The organism is Aquabacter cavernae, assembly GCF_003993795.1.
GTDB lineage: Bacteria > Pseudomonadota > Alphaproteobacteria > Rhizobiales > Xanthobacteraceae > Aquabacter > Aquabacter cavernae.
This window is the reverse complement of the sequence record NZ_RWKV01000017.1, coordinates 48,498-66,126: the sequence shown is the minus strand read 5'-3', so window position 1 is coordinate 66,126 and position 17,629 is coordinate 48,498. Positions and strand designations below refer to the sequence as shown.

The following is a 17,629-nucleotide window of genomic DNA, read 5'->3' as shown; positions in this document are numbered from 1 at the left end:
GACGCCATGCCCGCTACCGACAACGCCGCGCCGACCAAGGCCGCTGCCCCCAAATTCCACCGCCTCAACGTGCGCGACGTGAAGCGCGAGACGCAGGATGCCGTCTCCATCGCTTTCGACGTGCCGTCCGACCTTGCCGGCGACTATGCCTTCGCGCCCGGCCAGTATCTGACGCTGCGCGCCATGGTGGAGGGCGAGGATGTGCGCCGCTCCTATTCCATCTGCTCCGGCCCCGATGACGGGGAATTGCGCATCGCCGTGAAGCAGGTCGAGAACGGCCTGTTCTCCACCTGGGTGAACGACACGCTCAAGGCCGGCGACGCGCTGGAGGTGATGACCCCCACCGGCCGCTTCGGCCTCGCGGCGGCCGAGGACGGGCGCCTGCATGTGGGATTCGCGGCGGGCTCGGGCATCACGCCCATCCTGTCCATCGTGCGCGGCGTGCTCACCCGCGAGCCGCGCAGCCGCTTCTTCCTGTTCTACGGCAACAAGTCCACCGGCGACATTCTCTTCCGGGAGCAGCTGGAGGAGCTGAAGGACCGCTTCCTCGGGCGCCTGTCCATCTTCCATGTCCTGTCCAAGGAAGAGCAGGACCTGCCCATCCTCAACGGGCGCCTGGACGGCGAGAAGGTGCGCCTGCTGCTGACCGCCATGGTGCCGGCGGCGGCGGTGGACCACGCCTTCGTCTGCGGCCCCACGGGCATGATCGACGACCTTGAGGCGACGCTGAAGGATCTCGGCCTGGGCGAGGACAAGATCCATGTGGAGCGCTTCGTCTCCGCGCTGGGCGGCAAGCCGCGTCCCAAGCCCGTGGTCCAGGCCGACGCGCCGCCCGCGCACGTTGCTTCCATGATCGTGGACGGCAAGCGGCGCGACGTGCCGGTGGCCGAGGGCGAATCCATCCTCGACGCCGCGCTGCGGGCAGGCATGGACCTGCCCTTCGCCTGCAAGGGCGGCATGTGCTCCACCTGCCGGGCCAAGGTGGTCGAGGGCACGACCCAGATGGAGCTGAACTATTCGCTGGAGCCGTGGGAAGTGAAGGCGGGCTTCGTCCTCACCTGCCAGGCGCACCCCACCAGCCCGCGCGTGGTGGTGGATTACGACCAGATGTGAGACCGGGCTCCGGCCCCTTTGCGACTGCTGCCCCGGCCGACCCTCAGCGGTTTGCCGGGGCAGTTTCGTTTAGAAAAGGCGTATCCAGGATGCCTTTTGTGACGCGGGCGGCATTTGACCCTGCTCAAGGCGTGATTCTCGTGGTTCGGCGCAGGTGGGACGGTGCCACCGGCCCTTGCGTTTGCTGCGTCGTTGACAGTTGGTCGCAGCGATCCTACCACTGATGGGCCGGCCGGTTTGTAAGAACGGGAGGGGCACGGGGGAGCTTCCCGCGACCAACTCCAAAGGGGACCAAATCGCATGGCCTTACGCGTGTCGGGTAAGAATATCGACGTTGGAGAGGCGCTCCGCACCCGGTTGTCGGACCGCGTTTCCGAAGTGCTTGGCAAATATTTCGACGGCGGGTGGTCCGGACACGTCACCGTGTCCCGCGACGGCTCCGGCTATCGTTCGGAATGCATGCTGCACTTGGACTCCGGCGTGAACCTGCAGGCCCACGGAAGCGCTCACGACGCCAATGCCAGCGCGGATGCCGCCCTGGAGAAGGTGGAGAAGCGGCTTCGGCGCTACAAACAGCGCATGAAGGATCGCCAGGGCCACGGCAACAGCAATACCAACGGCGCGCTCGCCGCTCAGGCCTATGTGCTTGAGGCGGCGCCCGAGGGGGAGGAGGACGAAGACCTCTCCGGCTGGAGCCCCACCGTGGTCGCCGAGCAGGTGACCAAGCTGCGCGAGCTGACCGTGGCCGACGCTGTGATGGAACTGGAGATTACCGGCGCGCCGGTGGTGGTGTTCCGTCATGCCAGCCACGGGCGCATGAGCGTGGTCTATCGACGCCCGGACGGGCATGTGGGATGGATCGATCCTGCGGCCTTCTCCGAGGAAAAACATTGAGCCCCACGAGGGGCGGGGACGGTGTTGCGCCGTCCTACCCGCTCCGTCGCGTCGCCGACGCCACTCCGGCGCCGGCGCGGACGGTGCGTTAGAGCCTGATCCGCTCAGGTTGATTCAGCCTGAGCGGTGAATCAGTCTCTAAACCATTGATTACAGAGCGATTCACGTCCCCCTTGAGGTGCCCAGGCGCTTCGAGGGGGACGGTCGCGCTCTAGATCCGGGATATTGGTTCGATGCCCCTTGCCGATCTTCTCGCCCCCGAGGCGGTCTTCCCGTCCTTGCGGGCGAGCAGCAAGAAGCAGGCTCTCCAGGAGCTTGCGCTTCATGCCGCCGATCTCGCAGGGCGGGACCAGCGGGAAATCTTCGAGACGCTGCTCCAGCGCGAGCGGCTGGGTTCCACGGGCGTCGGGAATGGAATCGCCATTCCGCACGGCAAGCTGGCCGGCCTGCCGCGCCTGTTCGGGGCCTTCGCCCGGCTGGAGAAGCCCATCGATTTCGAATCGCTGGACGGCGAACCGGTGGACCTCATCTTCCTTCTGCTCGCGCCCGAGGCGGCGGGGGCGGACCATCTGAAGGCACTCGCCCGGGTCGCCCGCATGCTGCGGGACCCGGCGGTTGCCGAGAAGCTGCGCGCCACCCGCGATGGCGGCGCCATCCATGCGCTGCTGACGGCGACCTCGGCTTCCGACGCCGCCTGATACGGCGGCGGGTGTCTTTTTCGATCTGGCGGAAGGCCCGTGAGACACATCTCACGGGCCTTTTTGCGTCAGGGCGTGCGGACAACCCAGTGCTTGCGCATGGGCTCCAAGACCTCCCAGGTGCCCGCGAAGCCCGGTTCCAGCACGAACGTGTCGCCGGGGCCGGCCGTGATCACGGTGCCGTCGTCGCCTGTGACGATGCAGCGCCCCGAAATGATCAGGCAATATTCCCACTCGTCATAGGTCACGCGCCACTTGCCGACGCCCGCCTCCCATTCGCCGGCGCACAGGCGCTCGGCCGGGGCGTCGTAGGTGACGAGGGCGCGCGGATCGGGCGCGCCGGAGATCAGGGCCTCGGGCTTGACGGGGGCGTCGATGATGTCCGCCGTGGAGCGGTCGAGAGAATGCAGCTTCATGGGCGATCCCGGTTGCGCAAGGCGCGGTAAAGGCGAGCGACATTGGCCCTGCGCGCCGGGCCCGTCCAGCCCGAAGCGCCCTCGGCGAGGCCCCTTCGGGGCATGGCGACGCAGCGGCAGGGGGCGCCATGAAACGCAGGGCTCTTTCTCATCCCGCCATTCGGGTATAATTCCATGGGGGAAAGCGAACAGATGGGTCGAAAACAATGAATGTGGTGGTGCCCGTTCCTCAGGACGATAAGGTGCGCAGCCTGTGGACCCGCGAGGATGCGGAGCGTCTCTATAACCTGCCCCTGAACGATCTCCTGTTCGAGGCGCAGACCATCCACCGCACCCATTTCGATCCCAACAAGCTGCAGATGAGCCGCCTGCTCTCCATCAAGACCGGCGGCTGCCCCGAGGATTGCGGCTATTGCAGCCAGTCCGCCCTCGCCCCCACCGGGCTGAAGGCGTCCAAGCTCATGGAAGTGGAGCGCGTGCTGGCCGAGGCCCGCAAGGCCAAGGACGGCGGCGCGACGCGCTATTGCATGGGCGCCGCCTGGCGCTCCCCCAAGGAGCGCGACATGGACATGGTCATCGCCATGGTGGAGGGCGTCAAAGCCCTCGGCATGGAGACCTGCATGACGCTGGGCATGCTGGACCCGTTCCAGGCCAAGCGCCTCGCCACGGCGGGCCTCGATTATTACAACCACAATATCGATACGTCCGAGCGCTATTACAGCGAGATCATCACCACCCGCACCTTCGCCGACCGGCTGGAGACCCTCTCCAATGTGCGCGAGGCGGGCATGAAGGTGTGCGCGGGCGGCATCCTGGGCATGGGCGAGAGCGAGGGCGACCGCATCGACATGCTGCTCACCCTCGCCAACATGACGGTGCCGCCGGAGAGCGTGCCCATCAACATGCTCATCCCCATTCCCGGCTCGCGCCTCGCCAACGCGCCGAAGGTGGATCCCATCGAGTTTGTGCGCGTCATCGCGCTCGCCCGCATCCTCATGCCCACCTCCTATGTGCGGCTTTCCGCCGGACGCACGGAGATGAGCGACGAACTGCAGGCCATGTGCTTCTTCGCGGGCGCCAATTCCATCTTCATCGGCGATTGCCTGCTCACCGCCGACAATCCGGGCGAGGACCATGACACGGCGCTGTTCCGGCGGCTGGGCGTGAGCGCCGAGGAGCTGGACACCGCGCAATGAGCGCAGGGCGGCTCGGCCGCTTCACGGCAACCCTGGAGGGATTGCGGGAGCGCAGCCGGGGCCGCGCCCTGGAGCCGCGCACCGGCCACGATTTCGCATCCAACGATTATCTCGGCCTCGCCGTCGCGCCCCGCATGCGCGCGGCCATGGCCGATGCGCTGGAGCGGGGCGTGGATATCGGCGCGCGCGGCTCGCGGCTGCTGCGCGGCAACGATCCCGAGCATGAGGCGCTGGAGCGCGAGGCGGCGGCTTTCTTCGGCGCGCCCGCCTGCCTGTTCTTCGCCTCCGGCTTCGACGCGAACCTCGCCATCTTCTCCACGCTGCCCCGCCGGGGCGACCTCATCGTGCATGACACGCTGATCCACGCCTCGGTCCATGCGGGCATGCAGGCGGGCAAGGCGGAGTGCGTGGATGGCGGCCATAACGATCCCGGCCGGGTGGAGGAAGCGATCCGCGCCTGGCGCGCGGCGGGCGGCAAGGGCACGCCCTTCATCGCCGTGGAGAGCATCTATTCCATGGACGGCGACGCGGCGCCGCTCGCCGACCTCATGGAGATCGCCGAGCGCCATGACGGCTTCCTGGTGGCGGACGAGGCCCACGCCACGGGCGTGTTCGGCCCGGACGGGCGCGGGCTCGCGGCGCCCTATGAGGGGCGCGAGGGGCTCATCTGCGTGCACACCTGCGGCAAGGCGCTGGGCGTCTCAGGCGCGCTGGTGACGGCCCATCCGGCGCTGCTGGACTTCCTGGTCAACCGCGCCCGGCCCTTCATCTATGCCACCGCGCCCTCGCCCTTGGTGGCGTCGGGCGTGCGCGAGGCGCTGCGCATGCTGAAGGACGAGCCGGAGCGCCGCACCCGCCTCGCCGATCTGGTGAAGGTGGCGGAAGGCTCGCTGCGCCAGCGGCTTGGGGTTCCGGCCTCGGGCTCGCAGATCATCCCCGTTCTGCTGCGCTCCAATGCCCGCGCCGCCGCCGTCGCCGCCCGGGTGCGGGCGGACGGGTATGATTGCCGGGCCATCCGCCCGCCCACCGTACCCGAGGGCACGGCGCGCCTGCGCATCTCCATCACGCTCAACGTGGATGCGGAAACGGTCATGGGCCTCGTGGATTCCATCGCCCGCGCCATGGACGAGGTTCCCGCATGAGCCGCCTCATCGTGACCGGCACCGATACCGGCATCGGCAAGACCGTCTTCTCCGCCGCCCTCGCCGCCGCCCTTGGCGCCTTCTACTGGAAGCCGGTCCAGTCCGGCCTGGAGGAGGCCACCGACAGCGAGACCGTGACCCGCGTGGGCGGCGTCCCGGCGGCGCGCATCCTGCCCGAGGCGTACCGGCTCCAGCTTCCCGCCTCGCCGCATCTGGCCGCCGAGGCGGAAGGCGTGGAAATCGATCCCGACCGCCTCGTCTTGCCGCTGCACGACCCGCTGGTGGTGGAAGGGGCGGGGGGGCTCATGGTGCCGCTCACCCGGCGCCTGCTCACCATCGATCTGTTCGCCCGCTGGGGCTTGCCCGTGGTGCTGTGCGCGCGCACCACGCTCGGCACCATCAACCATACGCTGCTCTCCGTGGAGGCGCTGAAGGCGCGCGGCATTCCGGTGAAGGGCATCGCTTTCATCGGCGAGGAGATGGCCGACAGCCAGGCCGTCATCGCCGCCTTTTCCGGGGTGAAGGTGCTGGGCCGTCTGCCGCCCATCGCTCCGCTCACCCCGGACGCCGTGGCGGCCGCCTTCGGGCAAGCGTTCGAGATCCGGGACTTTCTGTGATGACCCAATCGCCCGTCTGGCACCCCTTCACGCAGCATGCGACGGAGCCGGCGCCCACCTTGATCCTGCGCACCGAGGGGGCCTATCTGGAGGCGTCCGACGGGCGCCGCATCCTCGACGCCATCTCCTCCTGGTGGGTGACCACCCACGGCCACCGCCATCCCACCATCATGGCGGCCATCCGCGAGGCGAGCGAAAGCCTCGACCAGCTCATCTTCGCGGGCTTCACCCATCCGCCCGCCGAGGCGCTGGCGCGGGAGCTGGTGACCCTCGCGCCGCCCGGTCTCACGCGGGTCTTCTATTCGGATTCCGGCTCCACCGCCGTGGAAGTGGCGCTGAAGATGGCGCTGGGCACCCACCGCAACCGGGGCGAGGCGCGCTCGCGCATCGTGGTGATGGAATCGAGCTATCACGGCGACACCATCGGCACCATGAGCGTGGGCGCGCGGGGCGTGTTCAATGCCGCCTACGAGCCGCTGCTGTTCGAGGTGGACCGCATCCCCGTGCCGGTTGCCGGCCGGGAACAGGAGGTGGTGGACGCCTTCGAGGCCATCGCCCGCCAGCGTCGCGCCGCCGCCCTCATCGTGGAGCCGCTGGTGCTCGGCTCGGGCGGCATGCTCTTCTATTCCCCGGCCGTGCTGAAGGAACTGGCGCGCATCGCCAGGGAGACCGGCACGCTGCTCATCGCCGACGAGGTGATGACCGGCTGGGGCCGCACGGGCAGCCTGTTCGCCTGCGACCAGGCGAATGTTTCTCCGGACATCTTGTGCACCTCCAAGGGCCTGACCGGCGGCGCCGTTCCGCTGGCCGCCACGCTCGCCACCGAGGAGGTGTTCGAGGCCCATTATTCGCCCGACCGCTCTCGCACCTTCTTCCATTCCTCCTCCTACACGGCCAATCCCATCGCCTGCGCGGCGGGGCTCGCCAATGTGAAGGTGTGGCGCGAGGAGCCCGTGGCCCAGCGCATCGCCGCCTTGTGCGCGGCCCAGTCCGAGCATGTGGCCCGGTTCGAGGAGGATGCCCGCTTCGAGAATGTCCGCTCCTGCGGCACCATCGCGGCGCTGGACCTGAAAGTGCCGGTGGGCGGCTATCTGGCGGAGGTTGGGCCGAAGCTGCGCGCCTTCTTCCTGGAGCGCGGCTTCCTCCTGCGCCCCCTGGGCAATGTGCTTTATGTGATGCCGCCTTATTGCGTCACCGGCGCCGAGCTGGGCGCCCTCTATGACGCCATCGACGAGGCCGGCACCCTGTTCGGGAGCGCGGCGTGAGCAATACGCGCCTTTTGGGGATCGGCCATGCTGCCCCCGCGCGGGTGGTGACGAGCGCGGAGATCGAGGCCAGCCTCGGCCTGGAGCCGGGCTGGATCGAGCGGCGCACGGGCATTCGGGAGCGCCGCTGGGCGGGGCCGGAGGACACGCTGTCGGGCCTCGCGCAGGAGGCGGGGGCCATGGCGCTCGCGGAAGCCGGGATCGACCGCTCCGACGTGGGACTGACCCTTCTCGCCACCTCGACGCCCGACCATCTGCTCCCGCCCTCCGCCCCGCTGGTGGCGCACCGGCTGGGCCTCACGAAGTCCGGCGCGGTGGATCTGGCGGGCGCCTGCGCGGGCTTCCTCTATGCCTATGTGATGGCGGAGTCGTTCGTGCGCACATGGCGGCGGCCGGTCCTCGTCATCGGCGCCAACCTTCTGTCCCGGCGCATCAATCCGGCCGAGCGCGGCTCCAGCGTGATCTTCGCGGATGGCGCGGGCGCGGTTGTCGTTGGGCCGGGCGGCGAGGGGGGCCTGCGCGGCATCAGCCTCGCGGCGGATGGTACCGGCTATGAGCTTGTCCATATCCCCGCCGGAGGATCGAACCGTCCCTTCTCCCCGGACCTGCCGGTGGAGGACACCCGCATGACGCTCACCGACGGCAAGGCGCTGTTCCTGGGGGCGGTGCGGCTCATGAGCGACAGCGCCCGCGCGGCACTTGCCGAGGCGGGCCTGAGTGTGGGGCAGGTGGACCGCTTCATCGCCCATCAGGCCAATGCCCGGCTGGTGGATGCGGTGGCGCACGGCCTCGGTATTCCCGACGAGAAGGTGGCCCGGTCCATTGACCGCTTCGGCAATTCCTCCTCCGGAACCATCCCTTTGTCCCTGTCCCTCTCCCACCAGGAACGGCCCCTGCGGGCGGGCGAGGTGGTGCTGATGACCGCCGCGGGCGGCGGGCTCACCGGCGGGGCGTGCGTGCTGACGGTGTAAGGGTTTTGCGGGCCGTGTCTGTGGGCGGTCTTTTCTTTTTCCTGCAACCTTTTCCCCCTCCCCAACCCTCCCCCGCAAGCGGGAGAGGGAGTTTTCGGCATGCGGGTGAGAAGAGGCCGTCTCGATAGAGAAGAGTGGGCTTGGCGTTGCGCGGATCGCAAAAGCCCTCTCCCGCTTGCGGGGGAGGGTTGGGAGGGGGCGTGCCGGGTGGTGTCCCGGCCGAGTAAATCAGGGCGGAAGAGGGCGGCGGGCCGCGTGATGGGGGCGGTATCGCGCGCCCCGCCGTCCCTCTCCCATCCCCCGGCCCGGAGGCCAGGGGAATCGTATCCTCAGGCCGGTGCGCCGGGCGTGGCGTGGCCTTCGGGAGCGTGGTCGTCCGCGTGGGGAACAGCGGGTGCCCCCACTTTCACGCGGAACCAGGCGGCATACATGGCCGGGACCACCAGCAAGGTGAGCACGGTGGCCACCAGCAGGCCGCCCATGATGGTGATGGCCATGGGCCCCCAGAAGATGCTGCCCGCCAGCGGGATCATGCCCAGCACAGCCGCCAGCGCGGTGAGCACCACGGGCCGGGCGCGGCGCAGGGTGGCGTCCACGATGGCCTGCGCCGGGGCGTGGCCTTCCGCGATGTCCCGGTCGATCTGGTCCACCAGGATCACCGTGTTGCGCATGATCATGCCGGCGAGCGCGATGAGGCCCAGCAGCGCCACGAAGCCGAAGGGCTTGTGGGCGATGAGCAGCGCCAGCGTCGCGCCGATGAGGCCGAGCGGCGCCGTTGCCAGCACCAGAGCGAGCCGCGAGAAGCTCTGCAACTGGATCATCAGCAGCGTGAGCATCACCACGATCATGATGGGGAAGACGGCGGCCAGCGAGGCATTGGCCTTGGCGCTTTCCTCGATGGAGCCGCCGGTCTCGATGCGATAGTCCGGCCCCAGCGACGCCTTGAGCGCGGCAAGCTGCGGCAGCAGGCGGGTGGTCACGTCCGGCGGCTGCACACCGTCCTTCACGTCCGAGCGGACGGTGAGGACGAGGTCGCGGTCACGCCGCCAGAAGATGGGCTCTTCCGAGCCATAGGCGATGCGCGCCACCTGGGAGAGGGGCACCGCGATGCCGTTGCGCGTGGCGACGGTCAGCGTCGGCAGATGCTCTAGGTCTACCCGCTCGTCAGGCACCGCGCGGGCCACCACGTCAATGAGCAGATTGCCCTCGCGGTGCTGGGTCACGGTGTAGCCGGAGAGCAGCGTCTGCAGCGTCTCGGCCACGTCGCTGGGGGTGAGGCCGATGGCGCGGGCGCGGTCCTGGTCCACCTCAAGGGTGATGGACTTCACCTGCTCGCCCCAATTGAGATGGGCGTCGAGAAGGTCCGGGTCGCGCGCCATCACCTGGCGCACCTGCTCGGCGATCTCGCGCACCCGCATGGGGTCCGGCCCCACCACGCGGAACTGCACGGGGAAGCCCACGGGCGGGCCGAACACGAAGCGGTCCACGCGGGCCCGCGCTTCGCCGAGAGCGCCGTCCGCCAGCGCCGCGTCGAGCCGGGCCTTCACCCGCTCGCGGGCCTCCAGATCCTTCGTCACGATGACGATCTGGGCGAAGTTCGGGTTGGGCAGAACGGGGTTGAGGCCCAGCCAGAAGCGCGGCGCGCCCTGGCCCACATAGGAGGTGGAAGAGACGATGTCCGCATCCTCGCCGATCAGCCCCTCCGCCTTCTTGGTGGTGGCCTCCGTGGCGGTGATGGACGTGCCTTCCGGCAGGCGCATCTCCAGGAATAGCTCGGTGCGGGTGGAGGTGGGGAAGAATTGCTGCTGCACCAGCCCGAACGCCGCGATGGAGGCGGCGAAGGCGCCGAACGTGACACCGATGACGAGGAAGCGGTGGCGCAGGCAGGCGTCCAGCACCCGGCGGAACGCGCGGTAGAGGCGCCCGTCATGGGTCGCATGCCCGTGCGCGCCGGCCGCCTTGAAGTTGGGCAGCAGCATGTAGCCCAGATAAGGCGTGAAGATCACCGCCACGAACCAGGATGCGATGAGCGCGATGCCCACCACCCAGAAGATGCCGCCGGCATATTCACCGGAGGAGGAGCGCGCGAAGCCCACGGGCAGGAAGCCCGCCGCCGTCACCAGCGTGCCGGTGAGCATGGGGAAGGCGGTGGAGGTCCAGGCGAAGCTCGCCGCCTTGGCGCGGTCCCAGCCTTCCTCCATCTTCACCACCATCATCTCGATGGCGATGATGGCGTCGTCCACCAAGAGGCCCAGCGCGATGATGAGCGCGCCCAGCGTGATGCGGTGGAGGTCCATGCCCTCCGCGAACATCACCAGGAAGACGATGGCGAGCACGAGCGGCACGGACAGCGCCACCACGATGCCGGTGCGGAAGCCCAGCGACAGGAAGCTCACCACCAGAACGATGACGAGGGCTTCCGCGAAGGTCTTCAGGAACTCGCCGACGGACTCGCTCACGATATGGGGCTGGTCGGCCGCCTGCGTCACGTCGATGCCCATGGGCAATTCGGCCATGGCCGTGTCCATGGCGGTCTTCAGGTTCTGGCCGAGGGTGAGGATGTTGGCGCCCGCCTCCATGGAGACGCCGATGCCGATGGCATCGCGCCCGTGCTGGCGGATGATGAAGGAGGCCGGGTCCTCATAGCCGCGCCGGACGGTGGCGACATCGCCGAGGCGGAACACGGCATTTCCCGCCGCCACCGGCACGGCGGCGATGGCATCCACGCCGGAGAAGGCGCCGGTGAGGCGCAGATTGATGCGGTCCGCCTTCGTGTCCACCGCGCCGCCGGAAACCACGGCATTCTGGCGCGAAAGGCTCTGGAAGATCTGCTGGGGCGTGATGCCCAGCGTCGCGAGGCGGGCGTGGCTGAACTCGATATAGATGCGCTCGGGCCGCTCGCCGATCAGGTCCACCTTCTGCACGTCGGCCACGCGCAGCAGCTTCTGGCGGATGGCTTCGGCCTGCCGCTTCAGTTCAGCGGGGGCCACCTTGTCGCCGGAGAGGATGTAGAGCGCCGAATAGACGTCGCCATATTCGTCGTTGAAGAAGGGGCCGACCACGCCGGAGGGCAGTTCGCCCCGCATGTCGCCCACCTTCTTGCGCACCTGGTACCAGAGGTCCGGCACGGACTTGGGGGGCGTCGTGTCCTTCAGCACCACCTGGATCACCGAGACGCCGGGGCGCGAATAGCTTTCCAGCCGGTCGAGATGGCCCAGAGACTGGAGCTTCTTCTCGATGGGGTCGGCCACCTGCTGCTGCATCTCGTCGGCGGTGGCGCCGGGCCACACCGCGCTCACCACCATGACCTTGATGGTGAAAGAGGGATCCTCGGCCCGGCCCAGCTTGAAATAGGCGAAGGTGCCCGAAGCGGCCAAAAGGAGGATGGCGAACAGGGTCAGCGCGCGGTGGCGGATGGCCCAGGCGGAAAGGTTGAAGCCCCCCATCATCCCCTCCTCAGCGGGCGGCCACGGTGCGCACGGCGCGCCCGGGCTCAAGGGTCTGGACGCCCATGGCGACCACGCTCTCGCCGGGGGCGAGGCCCGAGGCCACCAGCACCGAATCCGCCGTATAGCCGGCCACCTCCACGGGGCGGGCGGACAGGGTCCGGGTCTTGGCATCCACCACATAGACACGCGGCCCGAGGCCCCGGTCGAACACGGCGGAGAGCGGCAGGCGCGCCACGTCGGCGGGGGCCTTGGGGTGGAGGGTAACGGTGGCGGTCATGCCCAGCGTCACCTTGTCGTCGGCATCTTCGAGGGCGAAGCGCGCGCCATAGGTGCGGCTGGTGGCGTCCGCCTGGGGCGAGAGTTCGCGCAGGCGCGCCTTGTAGGCGCGGCCGGGATCGGCCCAGAGCGTGACGGTGGCGGTATCGGCGCGGGCGGCGGCCAGCGCCGTCTCCGGCAGGGCGACGGCGGCTTCCTTCTCGTCGAGCCGGGCGACGCGCACCACGGTCTGGCCCGAGGCGACCACCTGGCCGGGCTCGGCGGCGGTGGAGATGACCACGCCGTCCGCATCGGCCGTGAGGTTGGCATAGGCATGCTGGTTGCGCGCGAGGTTCAGGGAGCGCCGGGCGCGCTCCAGGCGCCCGATCGCCTCGTCCTTGGCCACGCTCTTGCGGTCGAGATCCGCATTGGAGGCAAAGCCGCGCTGGGTGAGGGTGCGGGTGCGGGCATCCTCGGCGCTGGTCTGGTTGAGATTGGCGGTGGCGGCGGCGAACTCCGCCTCGGCGCTTTCCAGTTGAAGCTCAAGATCCTGGGGATCGAGGTTGGCGATGATGTCGCCGGCCTTCACCCGGTCGCCCACTTCCACCAGCCGCTGCGCCACCTTTCCGCCCACGCGGAAGGAGAGGTCGATCTCGCGGCGGGCGCGGATGACGCCCACGAAGGTCTTGTCGGCGTCGAGCGGACGCAGCGCCACCTCCACCACCTGGACGGGGCGGGGCGGGGGACCGGCCTGCTCGGCGGGGGCGGGATCGCCACAGCCCGCCAGAAGCGCGGCCAGGGAGAAAGCCGCCGCGAGGCGGACGGCGGTGACCGGAACGGGGACGGCCGGGAGCATGCGGCTCACTCCTGATGAGTGTTGAATCACGGATGATGATTTTCGATTTTCGTCACAGTTTACGCAGCACGATGCGCACCGACGGGGCGTGCATCGCGAAACTCAGATGGGGGTGCGATCCACTTCGATGCTTCGCAGCATGAAGGTGAGGGTCGCCCGCTGCTGGCCTTCCAGGTCGCCGTCGATGAACTCGGCGATCAGCATGGGATGGCAGAACTTGATCATGGCGCCGAGCAGGATCTCGGAAGACCCCGCCGTGTCGTGGGGCACGAACACGCCATCCTCCACGCCTTCCGTCAAAAGGTCGGCGATGGCGTGGCAGATGCGCTTCTTATGGGCGTCGATGGCGCCCCAATTCTCCTCGATGGCCACCTGCACCATGTCGTGCACGCGCCGCTCGGAGAGGAAATTGTCCCGGTGATAGACCAGGATGGCCTGAAACAGGTCGAAGATGCGCTGGCGCGGGGGCAAGGGGAGACCGCAGATGGTGCGGATCTCGCTTTCCATCTCCTCCAGGCAGCGGGAGCAGATGGCCTGCACGATGGCGATCTTGGAGGGAAAGAAACGGTAGACATTGGCCGGCGACATGCCAAGCTCAGCGGCGATGTCGGCCACCGCCGTCTTTGCGAAGCCCATGCGGCGGAACAGTTCCTCCGCCACCCGGGCGATGCGCTCGCGGGTCTCCTCGGCGGTCTCTCTGCTGCGGGTCACGGGCGCCACGGAATGTGTCTCTGTGTGAACTGACGATTTTTATAAATCATCAGAAACATAATGCAACCGAAAATGCGGGGGGCACGTTTTTCCGAGACATATCGAGGGCGCGGGGTGCCGTCTGGAGGCACACAAACAATCTGGTCCGCGTCTTGCAAGACTCCCGTTGCCAGTCTCCCACAGGTCTTATCGCCACGCCGCACAGGCCGTTGATCCATTCGCCGGAGCCGCCGGCACAGGAAGGGGAACCTCATGAAGACGTTTCTGATCGCCGCCGGCCTCGCTCTCGCGGCGGGCATCCTGCCCGCGAAGGCCGATGTTCTGGAGAATGTGAAGAAGAAGGGCGTCCTCGTTGTGGGCGTGAAGGCCGACTACAAGCCCTTCGGCTTCCGCGATCCCTCGGGCGCCATCGTCGGCATCGAGCCCGATCTTGCGGCAGATGTCGCCAAAAGGTTGGGCGTCAAGCTGGAACTGGTGCCGGTGGTTTCCTCCAACCGCATCGAGTTCCTGCAGCAGGGCAAGATCGACCTGATGATCGCCACCATGTCCGACAAGCCCGAGCGGCGGAAGGTGACGCTGGCCATCGACCCGCCTTACTACTCGGACTCGGTGAACATCCTGCTCTCCAAGAAGGCCAAGCTGGGAAGCTGGGAAGACCTGAAGGGCAAGGTGCTCTGCGGCACGTCCGGCGCCTGGTACAACAAGGAGGTCTCGGCCAAATACGGGGCCGAGGTGAAGGCGTTCGACGGCTCCGAGAAGCCGCTCTTCGCCCTGAAGGGCGGCGAGTGCATCGGCTATCTCTATGACCAGACCTTCATCCAGGGGAAGCTCCTGGATTCCGAATGGACCGCCGACTACGCCATGCCGCTGCCCGGCGTGATGGAAGCCCCCTGGATCCTGGCGGTGGCGCCCGGCGAGGAAGCCTTCGCCAAGTTCATGACCGACACCACCCTCGACTGGATGAAGACCGGCTTCATCGTGCAGGAAGAGAAGAAGTGGGGCATCGAGCCCACGGACTATTCCAAGCGCATGCACGAGAAGCAGAAGGGCAGCTGATGAGCGCGCGCGCGGCGGGCTCGTCCCGCCGCGCCTTTCGCCCGCACGGCTTTATCCCCCCGCATGGCCATGGATGCCATCTCGCACTGGTTTCTCGAACTCTACGAGACCACCGGGATCAACCTCACCATCGTCTATGACGCCTATGACAGGAAGCGCTTCCTGTCGGGCCTCGGCATGACGGTCTATCTCTCCGTGGTCTGCATCCTCATCTCCATCGCCATCGGCATGGTGGGGGCGTGGGCGCAGGGCTCGCCGCTGCGCGTGGTGCGCGGCCTCGTCAACGGCTTCGTGGTGGTCTTCCGCAACACGCCGCCGCTGGTGCAGATCTTCTTCTTCTATTTCGGCCTCGGCCAGATCCTGCCCCGCATCGAGGATGCGGACGGCATGCGCGTGCCCATCCTCACCAATGTGCAATGGGCCATTGTCTCGCTCTCGCTGTTCGCGGGCGCGTTCAACGTGGAGATCTTCCGCTCCGGCATCGAGGCGGTGCCGCGCACCACCACGGAGGCGGCGCAGGCGCTGGGCTATACCCGCTTCGGCATCTACCGCCATGTGCTGCTGCCGCTGGCGGTGCGCATCTGCCTGCCGGCGCTCAACAACAATCTGGTCAACCTCTTGAAGACCACCACGCTGGCCTATGCCATCGCGGTGCCAGAGACGCTCTATGTCTCCAAGCAGATCTGGACCGACAGCCAGAACGTGCCGGTGATGATGATCGTGCTCCTGTGCGTCTACACGGCGCTGGTGGGCATCCTCGTCTTCATCATGCACCGCTGGGAAAAGGCCCTCGCCATTCCCGGCTACGGGCAAGGAGGGGCGCGATGACGGTGGCTTATGAGCCCGTTCCCTTTCCCGCTCGCGAGCCGGATTCCCTCTCCCGCTTGCGGGGGAGGGGCAGGGAGGGGGCGGTTCAGCAGAGCGACGCGGACGGTGTTGCACGCGGACAGGGGGGGGATGGGAGCCGAGCCGGCATCTTCCCCCTCTCCGACCCTCCCCCGCACCGAAGTCGGATGTTTCCGACTTCGGCACGTCAGCAATCCGAACTCGGCAATAGCCGAGTTCGGGCGGGAGAGGGAGTGGGGCGCACCCGCGAGGGCCGCCCGCTCGCAGTCCTGCTGCCTTACAAGACGCCCGAGCGCGCGCCCTGGCGCTGGCCGCGCCTGCGCCTCACGCACATGGTGGGGCTTGCGGGGCTGATCCTGCTGGTGGGCGGCAGCGCCTTCGCCCAACAGGGCGGCGCCCGGCTGCCCGCGCTGGAGGTGATCTGGAAATGGTCGCCCCTGCTGCTCTCCGGCTTCGGCTTCAACATCCTCATGTCGGTTCTGGCCATGGTGCTGGGCACGGCCGCGGGGGTGGGCCTCGGCCTGTTGCAGATCGGCGAGAACAAGGTGCTGCGGGGCTTCGCCTGGAGCGCCACCCAGTTCTTCCGCAACGCGCCCTGGCTGGTGCTGCTGTTCTTCGCCATGTTCATGATCCCGTTCCAGTTCCGGGTGTTCGGCACCACCGTGCCGTTCCCGGACTGGGTGAAGGCGGTGATCGGCTTCTCGCTGCCGGTCATGGCCAACATGTCGGAGATCGTGCGCGGGGCGGTGGCCTCGCTGCCCAGCGGGCAGTGGGAGGCGGCGGAATCGCTGGCCTTCTCGCGCCGCCAGACGCTCTGGATGATCATCCTGCCCCAGTGCGTGAAGCGCATGCTGCCGCCCTGGATGAACCTCTATTCCCTCATCACCATGGCCACCGTCCAGGCGTCCATCGTGGGGGTGAGCGAGATGCTGACCCTCACCGCGCAGGTGCATGCGGCGGAGGGCGGGCGACCGGACCTTCTGGCCCCGCTCTACGGCTTCGCCATGCTCTGCTTCTTTGTCTACTGCTACCCCATCGAGCGCTTCACCCTCTATCTGGAACGCCGTTTCCAGTTGAACCAGTGACGGAGACCGCCGTGCCCCCCGTTTCCTCGCCCGGCGACAATGGATGGACGCCGGACCAGCCGCTCGTGCGCCTCATGGACGTGCGCAAGTCCTTCGGTGAGCTGGAGGTGCTCAAGGGCGTGTCCATGGACGTGGCGAAGGGCGAGGCGGTGTGCATCATCGGCCCGTCCGGCTCCGGCAAGTCCACGCTCATTCGCTGCATCAACGCGCTGGTGCCCATCGATTCCGGCACCATCCGCGTGGAGGGGCAGGAGGTGAACGACCCGGAGCTGGACAAGCTCACCTTGCGGCGCAAGGTCGGCATGGTCTTTCAGCAATACAACCTGTTTCCCCACCGCACCGCGCTCCAGAACGTGATGATGGCCCCCATCCATGTGCTGAAGCAGGACAAGAAGGAGGTGGAGGCGCGGGCCCGTGCGCTCATGGCCAAGGTGCGCCTCTCGGGCAAGGAGAATGCCTATCCCGGCGAGCTGTCCGGCGGCCAGCAGCAGCGTGTGGCCATCGCCCGCGCGCTCGCCATGCGCCCTGACGTGATGCTGTTCGACGAGGTGACGGCGGCGCTCGATCCGGAGACGGTGAAGGAGGTGCTGGTCACCATCCGGGAACTGGCGGAAGAGGGCATGACCTGCATTCTCGTGACCCACGAAATGGGTTTCGCGCGGGAAGTGGCCGATCATGTCTATTTCACCGATGCGGGCCTCATCGTGGAGCACGGACCACCCGCCTCGTTCTTCTCCGATCCGAGAGACCCGCGCACGCGAGAATTTCTCGGCCAGATCCTATAGGGTTCTGTATTCTTCCGTTCATTTTCATGAATGAACGTTCATAGAAAAATTTATTCCCTTCTATCATCGTTCTGAAATCTGCTGTTTTCCGCCTGTGAATCAGGGATGGTGATTTTCATCTGATGAATGCTCATAAATATCTTATTATGAATGGATTTATTGCGGATTTGTAACGTTGTTATTAGGCGGCATCTGACCCTCTATCCCGTCCTGGGGTAGTGCTCGATATCCGTGTGTGGTACTTCCGTAATGAACGTTCCTGCCCTTATGGCGG

General features: G+C 67.5%; 16 protein-coding genes. 12 read left to right on the top strand and 4 right to left on the bottom strand.

The features are described from left to right. The first annotated feature begins 6 nt into the window (after positions 1-6). From paaE to ptsN, 3 genes are all read left to right on the top strand, one after another. The gene (paaE, locus tag EJJ38_RS18345) at positions 7-1,113 is read left to right on the top strand and encodes a 1,2-phenylacetyl-CoA epoxidase subunit PaaE (RefSeq protein ID WP_205666213.1); all 1,107 of its coding nucleotides are present in this window, start codon (positions 7-9) and stop codon (positions 1,111-1,113) included. A 300-nt stretch (positions 1,114-1,413) separates the two neighbouring features. Next, the gene (hpf, locus tag EJJ38_RS18340; protein WP_127091890.1) at positions 1,414-2,007 is read left to right on the top strand and encodes a ribosome hibernation-promoting factor, HPF/YfiA family; all 594 of its coding nucleotides are present in this window, start codon (positions 1,414-1,416) and stop codon (positions 2,005-2,007) included. 233 nt (positions 2,008-2,240) lie between these two features. After that, a complete protein-coding gene (ptsN, locus tag EJJ38_RS18335) occupies positions 2,241-2,705 on the top strand; it encodes a PTS IIA-like nitrogen regulatory protein PtsN (RefSeq protein ID WP_127091889.1) in 465 nt (154 codons plus the stop codon). 68 nt (positions 2,706-2,773) lie between these two features. Here the strand turns inward: ptsN and EJJ38_RS18330 are convergent, their stop codons facing one another. After that, positions 2,774-3,121: a cupin domain-containing protein gene (locus EJJ38_RS18330; protein WP_127091888.1), complete on the bottom strand. Its 348-nt coding sequence runs from the start codon at positions 3,119-3,121 to the stop codon at positions 2,774-2,776. Between the two features lie 206 nt (positions 3,122-3,327). Between EJJ38_RS18330 and bioB the strand changes: the two genes are divergently transcribed. From bioB to EJJ38_RS18305, 5 genes are read left to right on the top strand one after another with little or no spacing between them, the layout of a single operon-like run. Continuing rightward, entirely contained in the window at positions 3,328-4,317 is a 990-nt protein-coding gene (gene bioB, locus EJJ38_RS18325) for a biotin synthase BioB (protein ID WP_127091887.1), read from the top strand. After that, entirely contained in the window at positions 4,314-5,459 is a 1,146-nt protein-coding gene (locus EJJ38_RS18320; protein ID WP_127091886.1) for an 8-amino-7-oxononanoate synthase, read from the top strand. The genes bioB and EJJ38_RS18320 overlap by 4 nt, the downstream gene beginning before the upstream one ends. Then, positions 5,456-6,076 (top strand): dethiobiotin synthase, encoded by a 621-nt coding sequence (gene bioD / locus EJJ38_RS18315; protein WP_127091885.1) that lies wholly within the window; start codon positions 5,456-5,458, stop codon positions 6,074-6,076. The genes EJJ38_RS18320 and bioD overlap by 4 nt, the downstream gene beginning before the upstream one ends. Then, positions 6,076-7,341 (top strand): adenosylmethionine--8-amino-7-oxononanoate transaminase, encoded by a 1,266-nt coding sequence (locus EJJ38_RS18310; RefSeq protein ID WP_127091884.1) that lies wholly within the window; start codon positions 6,076-6,078, stop codon positions 7,339-7,341. Before bioD ends, EJJ38_RS18310 begins: the two co-directional genes overlap by 1 nt. Then, positions 7,338-8,312, top strand: a complete 975-nt coding sequence (locus EJJ38_RS18305; RefSeq protein ID WP_127091883.1) for a beta-ketoacyl-ACP synthase III — start codon at positions 7,338-7,340, stop codon at positions 8,310-8,312. Before EJJ38_RS18310 ends, EJJ38_RS18305 begins: the two co-directional genes overlap by 4 nt. A gap of 329 nt (positions 8,313-8,641) precedes the next feature. Here EJJ38_RS18305 and EJJ38_RS18300 read toward each other — a convergent pair whose 3' ends face one another. The 3 genes from EJJ38_RS18300 to EJJ38_RS18290 all read right to left on the bottom strand — a co-directional run bounded on the left by EJJ38_RS18300 (position 8,642) and on the right by EJJ38_RS18290 (position 13,583). Beyond that, positions 8,642-11,758, bottom strand: coding sequence for an efflux RND transporter permease subunit (locus EJJ38_RS18300; RefSeq protein ID WP_127091882.1), 3,117 nt, complete (start codon positions 11,756-11,758; stop codon positions 8,642-8,644). Positions 11,759-11,768: 10 nt separating this feature from the next. After that, positions 11,769-12,872: an efflux RND transporter periplasmic adaptor subunit gene (locus tag EJJ38_RS18295; protein ID WP_127091881.1), complete on the bottom strand. Its 1,104-nt coding sequence runs from the start codon at positions 12,870-12,872 to the stop codon at positions 11,769-11,771. Between the two features lie 102 nt (positions 12,873-12,974). Next, positions 12,975-13,583 (bottom strand): TetR/AcrR family transcriptional regulator, encoded by a 609-nt coding sequence (locus tag EJJ38_RS18290; RefSeq protein WP_127091880.1) that lies wholly within the window; start codon positions 13,581-13,583, stop codon positions 12,975-12,977. A gap of 252 nt (positions 13,584-13,835) precedes the next feature. Here EJJ38_RS18290 and EJJ38_RS18285 point away from each other — a divergent pair, with 252 nt between their 5' ends. From EJJ38_RS18285 to EJJ38_RS18270, 4 genes are all read left to right on the top strand, one after another. Beyond that, on the top strand, positions 13,836-14,639 hold the full coding sequence (locus EJJ38_RS18285) for a transporter substrate-binding domain-containing protein (RefSeq protein ID WP_127091879.1): 804 nt from the start codon (positions 13,836-13,838) through the stop codon (positions 14,637-14,639). A gap of 69 nt (positions 14,640-14,708) precedes the next feature. Continuing rightward, positions 14,709-15,467 carry an ABC transporter permease subunit gene (locus EJJ38_RS18280; protein ID WP_127092219.1) on the top strand — a complete coding sequence of 253 codons (759 nt, stop codon included), beginning with the start codon at positions 14,709-14,711 and terminating at the stop codon, positions 15,465-15,467. A gap of 251 nt (positions 15,468-15,718) precedes the next feature. Continuing rightward, positions 15,719-16,570 carry an amino acid ABC transporter permease gene (locus EJJ38_RS18275; RefSeq protein WP_245454321.1) on the top strand — a complete coding sequence of 284 codons (852 nt, stop codon included), beginning with the start codon at positions 15,719-15,721 and terminating at the stop codon, positions 16,568-16,570. A 74-nt stretch (positions 16,571-16,644) separates the two neighbouring features. Further along, entirely contained in the window at positions 16,645-17,355 is a 711-nt protein-coding gene (locus EJJ38_RS18270) for an amino acid ABC transporter ATP-binding protein (RefSeq protein ID WP_127092218.1), read from the top strand. Positions 17,356-17,629: the final 274 nt, after the last annotated feature.